Below are 13,543 nucleotides of genomic sequence, written 5' to 3' on the forward strand. Positions count from 1 at the left end.
GAGTGCCGCTGGAATCGGGGCGGGGAGCCGGAAATCCGTGTTCGAGGACGATCAGGTGCCGGGTCGGACGCCGTCGATCAGCATGCGCACGAGCTGCTCCACGCTGACGTGCCAGCCGTCCTTCGCCAGATGTCCGCTGAGCTCCATTCCTGCGATGCCGTGCGCGCTCGACATCAGCAGAGCGCCGTAGCGGCGGGCGTCCGGTTCGCCGACGATATCGGCGACGAGGGCGAGGTATTCGGTCTCCAAGCGGCTCGCCGCCTCGGCGGCCACCGGGGTACCTGCCGACGTGCTGAACATCAGCGCGTACCGGTGCGGTGTCCGGCGGGCGACTTCGATGAGCGCCAGCACGGCTCGTTCGAGTCGCGCGGCCGGTTCGACGCCCGGATCCGCCCGCAGTCCTTCCACTTCGTCGGCCAGGGAGTTCCAGGCTCCGATGGCGAGCTCGGCCAGCAGGTGCTCCTTGTTCTTGAAGTGCCCGTAGGGCGCACCGCGCGAGACCCCGGCTCTGGCCCCCACCGCGCGGAGGGTCACGGCATCGGGCCCGCCCTCGTCGAGCAGTTCGGACGCGGCGAGGACGAGGGTGCGCCGAGTTGCGGCGGCGGTCTGAGCCCGGGTCACGAGGACAACCCTACTTGACAGTGTCACCTGAACGGGGAACAGTCACTCATGTGACGCCGTCACACAAGTTGTCCGCCGATGATGCCGGAGCGCCGCGAGCGATCCTGCTCCGCCGGGAACATCGGACCCGGAAGCGAAGGTGTCGGTGCGGCCCGCGACCGTCCTCCCCTCGCATCGGCCGGCGCACGCAAACCCGCTCATCCGCACAGGAGCTCCCATGGCACAGCCGCACGAACCACCCCCCGACCTCACGGGGCGCACCATCGTCGTCACCGGCACGACGTCCGGACTCGGCCTCGCCCTGTCCGGTGTGCTAGCCAGGGCCGGCGCCCGCGTCCTGATGACCGCCCGCGACGCCGAACGCGGCGCGGCGGCCGTCGACCAGGTGCGGAACGGGCTCAGGGGCCGGGGTTCGGCCGAGACCGTCCTGCTCGACCTGGCCGATCTGGCCTCGGTCCGCACAGCCGCCGCGGAGGTCCGGGAACGCACCGGAGACCGGGTCGACGTACTGATCAACAACGCCGCCGTGTCGCTGGGCCCCCACGACCGAACCCGCGACGGGTTCGAGCTGCAGATCGGGACCAACCACCTGGGCCCGGCCGCGTTCACCTGGCTGCTGATGCCGGCACTGCGGGCAGCGGGCGCCCCCGAGCTGCCCTCCCGGGTGGTGACGACGTCGAGCCTCGGTCATCGCACCGGTGGACTCGACCTCACCGATCCGCACTGGGACCGTCGGCGCTACTCGCCCACGCTCGCCTACGGGGCCTCGAAGCTCGCGAACCTGCTGTTCGCCGCAGAGCTCGATCGGCTGTTGCGGCTGACCGGGGACCCGGTGCTGTCGGTCGCCGCCCACCCGGGGCTGACCGCGTCGGAACTGCTCAACAACAGCCTCACCCGCGGTGGCACCTGGCGAGCTCGCTTGCTCGTGCTCCCGGACCGGCTCCTGTCCCAACCGGTAGCCGCCGGGATCGCACCCCAGCTCCTCGCGGCCACCGGACCGGTGCACGGCGGCGACTACGTGGGCCCCACCGGACCGTTCGAGACGCGCGGACCCGCCGGGCCCGCCCGCCGCTCAACAGCCGCCCGGGATCCGGAGCTCGCCCGCGAGCTGTGGAAGTACACGGCCTCCAGCACCGGCGTCCCATCCGATCCCGAGCTGCCGATCGGCGCATGACACCCCTCCGCGACCCTGCCGCGAAGCAAGCCTGCGGTCGCCGGTGCAGCCGTCCCGGACCGCACGAACGGACAGCGAGGACGCCGAACATCCTGATCCCGCGTCCGTCAGACCGGCATCGGACCAGGCCGCCGCGGCCAGCGGAGCGTTCCGGTGGCCGCGGCGGCGTGGTGTCACGCCTCCTGCAGGAACCGGTCGAGGACGCGGACGCCGAACCGCAGCGCCTCCACCGGGACCCGCTCGTCGACGCCGTGGAACAGGGCGCTGAAGTCGAGTTCGGCGGGCAGCCGCAGCGGCGCGAAGCCGTAGCAGTTCATGCCGAGCCTGCTGAAGGACTTCGCGTCCGTGCCCCCGGACATCATGTAGGGCAACGTCTTCGCCGCCGGGTCCTCGGCGATCAGCGAGGAGCTCATCTTGTCCACCAGGCGGCCTTCGAACTTCGTCTCGACCGGGGGCAGCCCCACCCATTCCCGCTCGACGTCCGGGCCCAGCAGCTCGGCGAGCTCCCGGTCGAACGCCTCCTCGCGGCCCGGCAGGATCCGGCAGTCCACCGCGGCTTCGGCGACCGACGGGATCACGTTGTGCTTGTAGCCGGCGGTGAGCATCGTCGGGTTCGCGGTGTCGCGCAGCGTCGCCCCCACGATCCGCGACAGGTTGCCCAGCTTCGCCACCGACCCGTCCAGGTCGTCGGCCGGGAAGTCCCAGCCGGTGAGCTCGGTGACACCGTCGAGGAACTCGCGCACCGAATCGTTGAGCACCAGCGGGAACCGGTGCCGGCCCAGCTTCGCGACCGCCTCGGCCAGCTGCGTGACCGCGTTGTCCTCGTGCACCATCGACCCGTGGCCGGCCCGCGCGCGGGTCCGCAGCTTCAGCCAGCGGATGCCCTTCTCCGCGGTCTGCACCAGGTAGGCGCGCACCCCGTCCTGGAAGGTCACCGAGTAGCCACCGACCTCGCTGATCGCCTCGGTGCAGCCCTCGAACAGCTCCGGGCGGTGATCCGCCAGCCACTGCGCGCCCTGCAGCCCGCCGGCCTCCTCGTCCGCGAGGAACGCGAACACGATGTCACGCTTCGGAGTGATTCCATCGCGCTTGAAGCGGCGGGCGACGGCGAGGCTCATCGCCAGCATGTCCTTCATGTCGACCGCGCCGCGGCCCCACACGTAGCCGTCCTGCACCGCCCCCGAGAACGGGTGCACCGACCACTCCGAGGCGTCCGCGGGCACCACGTCCAAGTGCCCGTGCACCAGCAACCCGCCCCGATCCGAGCCCGACCCCGGCAGCCGCGCGATCACGTTCCCGCGACCCGGGTGGTCCCCAGACTCCACGTAGGTCGTCTCGTAGCCGACCTCCGCCAGCTTGCCCGCGACGTACTCGGCGGCCACCCGCTCACCCGCGAGCGTCGCCGGATCGCCCGTGTTCGTCGTATCGATCCGGATCAGTTCGCTCGCCAGCTCGACGACCTCGTCCTCGGCCACCCGCAGGCCCGCGCCATGATCGTCCGCAGCGGTCTCCATGTGCTCGTTCACCAGGCCTTTCTATCACTCCGAACCCCTACAGGGGGGTGGGTCCCAAGCCCTGAAATCGATCAGCTAATCTAGTGTCACAACAGAACGGAGCCGCCGAGAACCATAGGCGGCACTGAGGCGTCCGAGTGGCGGAATGGCAGACGCGCTAGCTTGAGGTGCTAGTGCCCTATTAATGGGCGTGGGGGTTCAAGTCCCCCCTCGGACACGCGCACTAACCACACGCGGCGAGATCGTAGCTTCTACGACTCGCGCGTGTGGTTCGTACTTTAAGCGGAGTTGCAGGCTGTCGTAGACCTTGCTCAGGGTCTCCGGCTTGCCGTCCGCCAAGGCGGACCCCACGTTCCCGAGCGCATCGATCATCGCGTAGATCTCCCCGTCGGTCAGCGTCCGCGCGTCCGGCGCACCGTCCAGCTCGGCTTGTGCGGCTGCTCGTTCGGCCTGTGCCGTGTTGATCGCGTCGACCAGGGCCGCCGGGTCCGCTCCCTCTTCGACGGCGGCTTGCAGGCGGCGCAGGCGCGTGGTGGCGTCGGTCAACTTCTTCTTCAACGCGTCCTTCGGGCCGCTCCTGGTGCTGGGCTCGGCCTGCGACCCCAGCAGGGCGGCCACGGTCCGATCCACGTTCGCCGGGGCGAACAGACGCCCGATCCAGGTGTTGAGCGGTTCGAGCACATCCGCTTCCCGCAGGTTCACCGTTCTCGGGTGCTCGGCGAGTGCTTCCGAACCGGGTGCGAGCGACCGCGCGAGGCACCGATAGTAGGTCTCGTGCTTGCGGATCACCGCGCCGTGCATCTTGCGACCGCAGAACCCGCACCGCGCCATCCCCCGAAGCAGGTATCGGCGAGTGCCCTTGTCGCGGGTGCGCTCCAGCTTCGCGATTCCCCGGTTCCCACCTGCCGAGCGGGAGCGGCGAAGGAGCTGGGCTTGGGTGAACTCCTCGATGGACACGATCTCCGGATGCGCCGGTTTCCGCGAACGCACGATGCGATCCGGGCTCGAACGACGGAACCGGGTGACGTTCCCGGCCGCCACATCATCGGGATCGAGAAGGGTTTCGTGCTTGGTCCACCGGCCGAAAATGGCGTATCCGGTGTACCGCGGGTTCTCCAAGATGGCGCGCACGGTGCTGGCCTGCCACCCATCAGCGAGCCGGTGCCGGTTCTGATCCGGGCGCTTCGCGGACGGGCACGGAACGCCGTCCCGGTTGAGCGCATTCGCGATCGCCCGATCACCCATGTCGTTGAGGTAATCGCGGAAGATGCGGCGGACCGCCTCGGCCGCGGCCTCGTCAACGGCGAGCACCTTCAACCGGTACCCCTCGGCCGCCTTGCGCGGATTGGGATGCGGGCCGCCGTCGGCGACCACGTACCCGTACGGTGCTCGTCCGCCTTGGTGACGTCCTTCGTTGAGGACCTGTGCGTCCATCGCGGCTCGGACTCGGGCTTGCACGTGCTGGCGCTCGGACTCGCTCATGCCGCCGAGCACGCTCATCAGCATCTTGTGCGAGGGGTTGCGCTCGTCGAACCTGCCGCCCAGTTCCGGAACCCACAGCTCCACCCCGTAGGCGGCGAACTTCGGTGCGATCAACGAGAACTGGTTGCCGAACCAGCACCGCGTTCCCTCCCCGACGACCACGGCTTTCCACTGCCGGTTCGGGTCCTTCAACGCGGCGAGCAGTTGGGAGGCGGCTTCGCGCCGCTCCCACGGCACGGATCGCGATTGGCCGACGTCGAAGTACTCGGCGTCGACGACGCCGCCCAGCGGCTCGACGAATTTCTGAGCGTTCCCGAGCTGCCAGCCGTGCGAGGTCTCCGGGTCCTGGTTGTCCTCCGTCGAGCACCGCCCGTAGAACGCCACAGGCCCGATCCCGTCATCGACGGCGCTCGCGACCTCGACGCCGAGCAAGTCGTCAAGCACGGCCAGCGGATGCGAGCCGATTTCATCAGTCAAGCTGGTCACCTCCCTCGGCCCCGTACAGGACCGTTGTCTCCGTCAGTTCGACCAGTATGGCAAGCAGTGCGCGGCAGGTCTGCGGGGTGAGCTCCGGAAGTTCGTCGGGGAGGTGCACAGTGATCCCTTCGCCGCGGTCATCGTCGCTGGTCACCCGCTCTCACCCTCATGCTGCACTTCCGAGCCGATTTCATCAGTCGCGAAGCGCTGGACGGCCGCGCGGATCTCGGCGGTGAAGTAGCCGCGGACCCGCCGGGTCTCGCCGTTGTCGCCCGCAATCCGGTTGCGGGTGGGGCGGCATCCGAGCTCGCCCATCTGCTGGGCGAAGATGCCGGGCACCACGTCGAGCGCGGCGGTCAGCTCGGCGGAGGGCACGAAGTCCCGTTCGTCGAGCCCGGAACCGAGGTGGTGGCACACGGCCGCGAGCGGTTCGGGCAGGTCCTTCGGGATCGGCGTGCGTGCGACCCCGGCACCGAGCGCCTTCACCACCGCGGATTCGTCGATGGCCCGGTGCGCGTCGTCGCCGCTGGCGTGCCCGGTGAGCGTCCCGGCGGCTTCGCGGAGCGCCCGGCCGCGCTGGCAGATGCTCCGCCACTCGGCGTTGAGCAGGTAGAAGGTCCGCACGGTCAGCGCCAACGTCTCCTCGCCCGCGTCGGTGTCGCCGTCCGGACGGAGGATGCCCACTCCCTTGTGGTGTGTGAGCAAGGTCGAGGCGTCGAACCCTCGGGTGTTCATCTGCTCGCCGAGCACGATGTTGGAGTCCCGCCAGTCCATCACCCGCAGCGCGAACCGGGACCCGAGCACCGCGCGCAGCCGGGACGGGATCGTGTTCGAGTCCGGCCGCTGGGTGGCGAGGATGACCACCACGCCGACCGCCGGCCCCTTGCGGGCGAGGTAGGTCAGCAGGTCCGCGATGTACCCGCCGAGCGTGGTCTTGCGCCCGCCCACGTCCTCCCGTTCCGGGTTCTCCAGGTACACCTGGACCTCATCGATGATCACAGCGGTGAGCGGCATTCCGAGCGTCGAATCCCTCGATATGGTAGGGGTGATCTTCGATTCCGGGCAGATCTCGTCGTCCAGTTTGGACATCCGCGCGTAGCGGCTCTGCACCTCGGCGACGAGCTCGGCCAAGTGGTCGCGGACGGCGTTGGTGTGCTCGATCTCGTCGCCGCAGACGAAGCGGTGCGCGACCGCTTCGGCGGCCTCCCAGTCCTTTCCGCCCTTGCCGTCGAAGACGTAGAGCCGGGTGTGCGGGTCGAGGACGAGCCCGGCGGCCGGGACCCGCACCGCGGAGGTCTTGCCCTGGCGCGGGATCGCCCCGACCAGTAGCGAGGTCCACACCAACGGCAGGTCGATCCGCCGGTTCCGCGCGTCCACCCCGAACGGGACGGGTCGCCAGGCGTCCCACCACTCCGCGTCGAGCAACGGGAACCGAACGGGCGGACCGGCGTAGGGGTCTTCATCCGCCACCCACAGGAAGACCCGCCCCGCGTGCCCGCCGCGGCCGCGCACCCGCTCGACGATGAGCTGAACCTCGTCGACCGCCAGCGCCGAGGCCAACGCCTCCCGGTTCTTGATCGCATCGGCGGCCTTGCGGGTGGCCGGGAGGTCCACGGTGATCGCCCAGCCGTCGCCCGCCCGCGCCGCGCGTTCGACCAGGCGCAGCGATTCGTCCTTGCCGATCAGCTTCGCGTCCCGGAAGGCGTCGATGAGCACCTGCGGTTCCATCGTCCACGCGAACGATCGCGGGCCGGACAGCACGGATTTGCGCCCCGGCACGCCTTCCTTCCGCCGACCGGCGACGGCGAACGCGACCGCCGCGACCCCGCCCGCGCACCACAGCGCCACCGACCCGAAGCACAGATCGGCCACCACCAACGCCGAAGCCGTGAACAGCGCGACGGCGCCCGTGAGCTTCCAGCGGAACAGGGTGAGTTCACGGATCTCGATGAACTTGTCCGCCAGCTTCTCGGACTGCTCGGCCGCCTCCCGGTAGTCCACGACGCGGACCCACCGGCGCCACGCCCGGACGGCGAGCACCAGGCCGCGCCACACCGCGCCGAGCAACGCCTTCGGCGAGCCGAGCAGGAACAGCGCCGCGTCCACCGTGGCGTTCTTCGCGGCTGCCCGTGAACGCAGCCCGGCGGGGACGTGCGTGGAGTGCCGCCACCACTCGGCGAAGCGGCGCCGACGGCCCGGCTTCGGCACGTCGTCGACGAGGTCCGCCTCGAACACGTGGCGTTCGACATGTCCGGTGCTCATCGGCGCACCTCCGCCGCGAGCGTGGCGGCGAGCCGCGACGACAACCCGCGCGAGCACCCGGAGACCTCCCGAACCCACGCGGGCGTGACGTCCGTTCCGGACGTCCAGGCCGACCGGGCGCGGTCCAAGTACTCCTCGAAGCTCACCCGCCGCTTCGGCGTGGACTCCTCGTCCGGAGCAGGGTGTTCACCGGCGTTCACGACCGTTCCCCGCGCGGCCTCGCCCAACTTGTCGCGGAGGTCGGTCACCGCCTCGGCCGCGACGAACACCACCAGCGGCGGCACCGAGTGCAGCACCACCAGCGCCGCCGAGGCGTCCGCGAACGCCTGCCAGGTGTTCATGACGTAGGTCGCGGCGAGCGTGAACCACTTCGCCCCGCGCACCCACCCACCGGTGCGGATGCCGTAGCGGGCGGTGACCTGCTCGGCCCGCAGCACCGCGAGCAGCACCAGCGACACCATCGGATCGAGCAGCCACGCGGCCCACCACGGCAGCGACCAGGTGGCCGCGCCCGCGGCGGCGAAGCTCTGGACGTTGGTCATGGTGAACGCGAGCCCGAGCAGGATTCCCGTCCAGCACAACCGGTCCACCTGCGCCCTGGTGCGCTCGATCGTCTCGGCCTCGGGTGCGGGCTGACCGCTCTCGACGTCCCGCCGGTTCATCGTCGGCCGCCCTTCCGGCGCGGCGTCTCCACAGTGACGGTCAGCGCCTTGGTCACGGTGTAGGCGGCGAGCAGCGCGGGGACCGCGAGCACCGTCCAGAGGACGGCGCGGTTCTCGGCGTGGGTGATCGCGATCCACTGCACGCCGACGATCACCGCCGCGCCGAGCAGTACCCGGCTCGCGAGCGACATCACCCGCGTTCCGACCTGCGCGGCGTCGTGCGCCCGCTTCGCGGCCCGCGCGCTGGCCCGCCGCAGCGCGACCAGGGCGACGAGCACGGCGACGCCGATCAGGATCTCCACCGGGGTCAGTTGGGCCGTCATGGTCAGTCACCTCCTTCGGCGCGTTCGCCGCGCTGGAGCCAGTGCATGAGCAGGTCACGCCGGTCGTCCTCGGGCAGTCCGCCGAAGACCCCGGCGGTGTCCTCGCCCGCGGTGCGCAGGTCCAGTTCCAGGCACTCGTCCTGAACCGGGCAGCCCGCGCAGAGCCGGGCGGCGAACTCCCGATCCGTGAGTGCTTCGGCGGGCGGTTTGTCGTGCGGGTCGCTGGTCAGGCAGCTGCCATCGCGGCCGACGATGTCGGCGAGCGAGTCGGTCGGCACCCAGCGCAGCCGGTCCAGCCGCCAGGCGATCTCGATCAGCCGGGGGTCGTTGAACGGCGTGCTCATCGGCCACCCCCGTTCTCGGCGGGCTCGCCGAGCAGCCGGGTGAGGGAGCTGGCCGGGACCACGAGTCGCCCCCGCTGGAGGACGGCCCGCAGGTTCCCGACGCGGACGGCGCGGGAGACGGTCGCCGTCTCGACGCCGAGGATCGAAGCGGCTTGCCGGATCGTGTAGGTCGAACGGTCGGCGGTACGTAGTGCGGAACGCATCAAAAATCCCCTTGAATTAATGATTTCATCATTATGCTGATGAAATCAGCGCAGAATGGGACGTGTTGATTCGCCGCGTCACCACGAGTGCGGTGTCACGGGTGGGAAGTGGAGGAAGAACCGTTAACCTCGGCGCCGAGGCGGAGCGCGGAGGAATTAGGTGTCGGAAGACTGGGCGGCAGTCGCCAAGGCCATCAACGAGCGCGTCAACGCGCTCGGATGGCGGCAACGGGAACTCGCAGACCGATCGCGCGTCTCACAGGCGATCGTCAGGGAGATCCAGCACCACACGGTGGAGCGCCGGCGGAGCACGCGAACACTGGAGTCCCTGTCCAGCACCCTCGGGTGGCACCCGCAGCACCTGGACGCCGTGCTGCACGGCCGCACACCGCCTGAGCAGGCCGAGGACCCCGGCCGGGGCGACCCGCTGGCGTCCCGGCTGGACGCCGTCGAAGATCGCCTGGCCGAGATCACCGAGCGCCTGGACGACCTGAAGACCGACCTGAGAGCGGTGGCCGAGAATGTGCGCCCGAACCGGTAGCGGGGAATTCGTGTTCGTGCCGTTTTCCATGCCATTGATTCCACCGGGAATCGCCGCCGAGACCCATGCGGCTTCGACGCACTTGCAGTGCGGGAGCAGTGCGGAACCGGTGCACGACGAATGCGCGGAGTGCTGAACGGTGGACTTGAGCAGCGGATGGACCGGCGAGACCGCGTGCGCCTTGCAGGCGGCGTTACGGCTCAGCAATGAGGGCTTCGCCGAACACCTCGGAATCGGCGTGCGCACGGTGGCCGGATGGCACCAGAAACCGGGCCTGCGCCCGAAGTCCGAAATGCAACAGCTCTTGGACACGACGTTGGAGCAGGCCACCGCTCAGGTGAAGGACCGCTTCGCCGCGCTCACCGCCAGCTCGGACGCGGCAGGCGACTCCGCGACCACCGACGCCGAGGACAGGTTGAGCGCGGACCGGAACATCGGCGCGGCGCTGGACTGGATCGACGAGCGCGCAGGCTGGGAGCCCGGCACCGCCCGCCGGAAGACCGCGGCCCGCCTGGTCCAGCTCGACGCGCGCTCGCTTGAGGACCGGGGCAAGAAGCGCGGTCGCGTGAACCAACGCGACATCGCGCACGCCCTCGCCGAGTACTACGCGAACCGGCCGGACGGCCACGGCCTCTACAGCGCGCGGTACGGCGACCACGAGTCGGCGACGAGCATCCTCACCAACCCCGACTGGCTCGACCTGCGGGTACCGCTGATCGCCTCCCACGACCGGCTCCGGGCTTCGACCGCGGCCGACGCCGAGCTGTCGTTGGACGAGGAAGCCGCGGCGCGGGCCGTCGACCGGCTCGCGGAGACGCTCACGCTCGGCGTCCGCATGGTCGACATGCCGCTGTACCGGCTGCTCGGCGTGGACTTCGAGGGCGGCCAGGTGGACGGGTCGCTCGGGGTGACGCGGTTCGTCGAGTACGCGCTGACGATGGACCTGCTCGAAGGCGAACTGGTCGACGCGCTCGCCGCCGGGCGGACTCCGGAGCCCGGCTCGTTGCCGCTGCGGGATCGCCACCTGCCCGATGTGACCTCGGTGCTCGACCTGCCAGCGCGGATCTGCGCGGGCGGCACGCTGGCGCTGTGCGCGTTCGCCCGCCCGGCGAGCCCGCTGCGCGGCGAAGCGGACTTCCTGCTGCTCGTCCAGGAACGTTCCGGGCACGTCGTCAACGCGGCCCGCCGCTTGGCGGTGACACCGAAAGGCTTCCACCAGCCGTTGACCGATGTGCGCTCGGATGCGCAGATCGGCGCGACGCTGCGGCGCGAGATGGAAGAGGAACTGTTCGGCCGCGAGGAGATCGACGGCACGATCTGCGACCAGCGCAAGGCCGACCCGATGCACCCGAGCAGGCTGACCGAGCCGATGCGCTGGCTGCTCGACGAGCCCGGCCGGCTGCGGATGGAGAGCACCGGATTCGGCCTGAACCTCGTGAGCGGGAACTTCGAGTTCCCGGGCCTGATCGTCGTCGAGGACGAGGAGTTCTGGCACCGCTACGGCGGGCAGGTCGAAGCGAACTGGGAGGCGTCGAACCTGCGCCAGTACTCCAGCCTCGACAGCGAGGCGCTGGCCGACCTGGTGCGCGATGTAGCGTGGAGCAACGAGGGATTGTTCGCGCTGCTGCAAGGACTTCGGCGGCTCGCGGACCTCGGCGGCGAGCGGGTGAACCTGCCGGACATCGGATGGGAGCTTCGGTAGTGGGCGACAACTGGTACAGCGGGAATGCCGCCGACGACGGCAAGGACACCCGCGGCTGGCTGCTCGGCCATTTCCGGCCCGAAGACGACGTGCGGCACTCCACCGACGCCGAAGTGAAGTGGGGCGTTCACGAACCCGGCGAAGCGCGCACGGAGTGGGCCTCCGACGCCGACCGCACCACGATGCTGCTGCTAGTGCAGGGCCGCTTCCGGCTCGATCTCGTGGACACCAGCATCACGCTGGAAAAGCAGGGCGACTACGCGGTCTGGGGTCCCGGGCACCAGCACAAGTGGGAAGCGCTGACCGACGCCGTGGTGATCACGGTTCGCTGGCCGACTTCGTGAGCGTGGTCATCACCTCGGGGATGTTCAGCCTCGGGTCGTCCTGCTCGTTGAGCCTGCGGAGTCCTTGAAGCAACGCGAAGAGCCCTTCGTTGCTCCACGTCTCGTCCGCGATGAGCTGGTTCAGCAAGTCGCGGTCCAGCGTGGAGTACAGGCGCAGCCCGGACGCCTCCCAGTTGGCTTCGATGTCTCCGCCGAACCGCGTCCAGAAGTCCTCGTCCTCGATGACGACCAGGCTCGCGAACTCGTAGTTCCCGCTGACCAGGTTGAGGCCGAAACCGGTGCACTCCGCGCGCAGGCGGCCGGGTTCGTCGAGCAGCCAGCGCATCGGGGCGGAAAGCCTGCTCTGGTGCATCGGAGCGGCGACGCGGGTTCCCGACGTTCCGTCGACTTCGGGGCGGCCGAACAACTCCTCTTCGAGCTCCCGGAACAGCGTCGAACCGATCCGAGTTTCCGCCCGCGCCTCCTTCAACGGCTGGTGGAAGCCCTTCGGGATCACCGAGAGCTGACCGGTCGCGTTGAGCACGTTGCCCGAGCGCTCTTGCACGAGCAGTGCGAAGTCCGCCGGGCCTCGATACGGGTCGGCCGGTCGCGCAATCGCGCACAGCGCCAGAACTCCGCCGACGCAGTTCCTCGCACCCATGTCGAGAACCCCGGACACGTCCGGCAGGTAACCGTCCCGAAGCGGTAACTCGCCGGAGCGGGTCGGTTTCCCCCGACTGGTCGCGTCCAGCAACTCGCCTTCGAGGAGATCCGAGGTGAGCGCGTATTCGGCGAACGGGGCGAGGCCCAGCGAACCGTTCACGGTGTCGTCGGTGAAGTCGACATCGTGCAGTCGGTACAGCGGGGCGTTGGTCATGCGTACGCCGAGCGCGGTGGCTTCGGCGAGCCGGTGCACCGCTTTCCTGCTGTCGATCGGCTGTGCCACTGGGGCTGAGTGCCGTTCGGCCAATGCCAGTACGTCGCGTTCCAGATCGAGCGGGATTCCCAGCCCCGTCCAGTCCGGCCGGGTGAGAATGCTGGTGCCGAACTCACGGCCGTCCGCTCTCGCCCGGTGGACCGAATGCCCGTTGGCGACGCCGCCCCCGTAGTACTCGGCGAGAGCGTCGGCGACCGTGGTCCGTGCCACTCGCGAGCGGCGGGCGTTTCGGTCGAGCAGGTCTCCCACGTTCAGCCGGGATAGCCGGGATAGCACCTTTCCCTTGGTGGTTCCGGCTGTCCGCCCGGAGTGCTGATCGAGCCAGTCGACGGCGGAGAGCAGATCCCCGGACGGCTCGGTCTTGGTCGTCGGCGGTTCCGTCCCGGCCGTGCGCGGCGGCTCCGTCCCAGCGCTCGGCTCCGCCGGTGCCCGGCGCGGGCCTTTCAGATGTCCTTCGCTGTGGTCCGCCGCTGAAGCTGTATCCGCAGCGGCTGGACACGGACCGGGTTCGCTGAGCAGCGCTTCGATGCTGTCCCCGAAGATCCGTTCCAGCAGCCGCGCCGTAGCAGGCCGCACCGGCCCGAGCGGCTTCCCACGAGCCCCACGCCCAGCGACGAGCCGTTGCAAGTGCCGCACCCCGAGCGTGCCCACCTCACCGTGCTCCCGGGCGAACGCCTCCGCGTACTCGGCGAACTCCTCCAACGTCTGCCGCCGCTGGCGTATCCGCTGTTCGAGCACCGTCCGGTAGCTCCCCACCGCCGATCCCCTCCCCGAAGAGGCCGTCCCGTGTCGTCCGCAAGTCGCCCCGAAGTCGTTCCGCCCTGATTTCGTCAGCAACAAGCTGATTTCAGTGTGACACGGACCGGACACCCACGGTCCACCAACCGTCCGGCAGCGGCCCCTTCCGCCTCCCTCGCGCCGCCGCCGGACCACCCCCGGGGGGGCCCGCCAAACCCCCCAACCCCCGTACCCCCCCGC

The 13,543-nt window shown here is 69.9% G+C and carries 14 protein-coding genes and 1 tRNA gene; 5 read left to right on the forward strand and 10 right to left on the reverse strand.

Features of this window, described 5'->3' with window-relative positions; genetic code table 11:
* Positions 1 to 51: 51 nt before the first annotated feature.
* Entirely contained in the window at positions 52 to 621 is a 570-nt protein-coding gene (locus LCD31_RS02450) for a TetR/AcrR family transcriptional regulator (protein WP_224955766.1), read from the reverse strand.
* 217 nt (positions 622 to 838) lie between these two features.
* Here LCD31_RS02450 and LCD31_RS02455 point away from each other — a divergent pair, with 217 nt between their 5' ends.
* Complete coding sequence (locus tag LCD31_RS02455) at positions 839 to 1,795, forward strand: SDR family NAD(P)-dependent oxidoreductase (RefSeq protein WP_224955767.1); 957 nt, start codon at positions 839 to 841, stop codon at positions 1,793 to 1,795.
* A gap of 173 nt (positions 1,796 to 1,968) precedes the next feature.
* Here the strand turns inward: LCD31_RS02455 and LCD31_RS02460 are convergent, their stop codons facing one another.
* Positions 1,969 to 3,309, reverse strand: a complete 1,341-nt coding sequence (locus LCD31_RS02460; protein WP_224955785.1) for a M20/M25/M40 family metallo-hydrolase — start codon at positions 3,307 to 3,309, stop codon at positions 1,969 to 1,971.
* Positions 3,310 to 3,440: 131 nt separating this feature from the next.
* On the opposite strand from LCD31_RS02460, the gene LCD31_RS02465 reads away from it, so the two are divergent.
* A tRNA-Leu gene (locus tag LCD31_RS02465) sits at positions 3,441 to 3,526 on the forward strand.
* Here LCD31_RS02465 and LCD31_RS02470 read toward each other — a convergent pair.
* Genes LCD31_RS02470 through LCD31_RS02500 form a run of 7 tightly spaced genes read right to left on the reverse strand, consistent with a single transcriptional unit; the run spans position 3,508 to position 9,062 of the window.
* Complete coding sequence (locus tag LCD31_RS02470) at positions 3,508 to 5,268, reverse strand: recombinase family protein (protein WP_255622992.1); 1,761 nt, start codon at positions 5,266 to 5,268, stop codon at positions 3,508 to 3,510. The genes LCD31_RS02465 and LCD31_RS02470 overlap by 19 nt on opposite strands.
* Complete coding sequence (locus tag LCD31_RS02475; protein WP_224955769.1) at positions 5,261 to 5,422, reverse strand: hypothetical protein; 162 nt, start codon at positions 5,420 to 5,422, stop codon at positions 5,261 to 5,263. The genes LCD31_RS02470 and LCD31_RS02475 overlap by 8 nt, the downstream gene beginning before the upstream one ends.
* Positions 5,419 to 7,530: an FtsK/SpoIIIE domain-containing protein gene (locus LCD31_RS02480; RefSeq protein ID WP_224955770.1), complete on the reverse strand. Its 2,112-nt coding sequence runs from the start codon at positions 7,528 to 7,530 to the stop codon at positions 5,419 to 5,421. Before LCD31_RS02480 ends, LCD31_RS02475 begins: the two co-directional genes overlap by 4 nt.
* The gene (locus LCD31_RS02485) at positions 7,527 to 8,192 is read right to left on the reverse strand and encodes a hypothetical protein (protein WP_224955771.1); all 666 of its coding nucleotides are present in this window, start codon (positions 8,190 to 8,192) and stop codon (positions 7,527 to 7,529) included. Before LCD31_RS02485 ends, LCD31_RS02480 begins: the two co-directional genes overlap by 4 nt.
* Complete coding sequence (locus LCD31_RS02490) at positions 8,189 to 8,515, reverse strand: hypothetical protein (protein ID WP_224955772.1); 327 nt, start codon at positions 8,513 to 8,515, stop codon at positions 8,189 to 8,191. The genes LCD31_RS02485 and LCD31_RS02490 overlap by 4 nt, the downstream gene beginning before the upstream one ends.
* Positions 8,516 to 8,517: 2 nt before the next feature.
* Positions 8,518 to 8,859, reverse strand: coding sequence for a WhiB family transcriptional regulator (locus tag LCD31_RS02495; RefSeq protein WP_224955773.1), 342 nt, complete (start codon positions 8,857 to 8,859; stop codon positions 8,518 to 8,520).
* Complete coding sequence (locus LCD31_RS02500) at positions 8,856 to 9,062, reverse strand: helix-turn-helix domain-containing protein (protein ID WP_224955774.1); 207 nt, start codon at positions 9,060 to 9,062, stop codon at positions 8,856 to 8,858. Before LCD31_RS02500 ends, LCD31_RS02495 begins: the two co-directional genes overlap by 4 nt.
* A 160-nt stretch (positions 9,063 to 9,222) precedes the next feature.
* On the opposite strand from LCD31_RS02500, the gene LCD31_RS02505 reads away from it, so the two are divergent.
* From LCD31_RS02505 to LCD31_RS02515, 3 genes are all read left to right on the forward strand, one after another.
* Positions 9,223 to 9,603: an XRE family transcriptional regulator gene (locus tag LCD31_RS02505; RefSeq protein ID WP_224955775.1), complete on the forward strand. Its 381-nt coding sequence runs from the start codon at positions 9,223 to 9,225 to the stop codon at positions 9,601 to 9,603.
* 139 nt (positions 9,604 to 9,742) lie between these two features.
* Positions 9,743 to 11,305: a transcriptional regulator gene (locus LCD31_RS02510; RefSeq protein ID WP_224955776.1), complete on the forward strand. Its 1,563-nt coding sequence runs from the start codon at positions 9,743 to 9,745 to the stop codon at positions 11,303 to 11,305.
* Entirely contained in the window at positions 11,305 to 11,649 is a 345-nt protein-coding gene (locus LCD31_RS02515; RefSeq protein ID WP_224955777.1) for a signal peptidase I, read from the forward strand. The genes LCD31_RS02510 and LCD31_RS02515 overlap by 1 nt, the downstream gene beginning before the upstream one ends.
* On the opposite strand, the gene LCD31_RS02520 is transcribed toward LCD31_RS02515, so the two are convergent.
* Positions 11,624 to 12,574 (reverse strand): hypothetical protein, encoded by a 951-nt coding sequence (locus LCD31_RS02520; protein WP_224955778.1) that lies wholly within the window; start codon positions 12,572 to 12,574, stop codon positions 11,624 to 11,626. The genes LCD31_RS02515 and LCD31_RS02520 overlap by 26 nt on opposite strands.
* Positions 12,575 to 13,543 lie beyond the last annotated feature (969 nt).

Source organism: Saccharopolyspora sp. 6M, from assembly GCF_020176775.1.
Taxonomy (GTDB): domain Bacteria; phylum Actinomycetota; class Actinomycetes; order Mycobacteriales; family Pseudonocardiaceae; genus Saccharopolyspora_C; species Saccharopolyspora_C gregorii.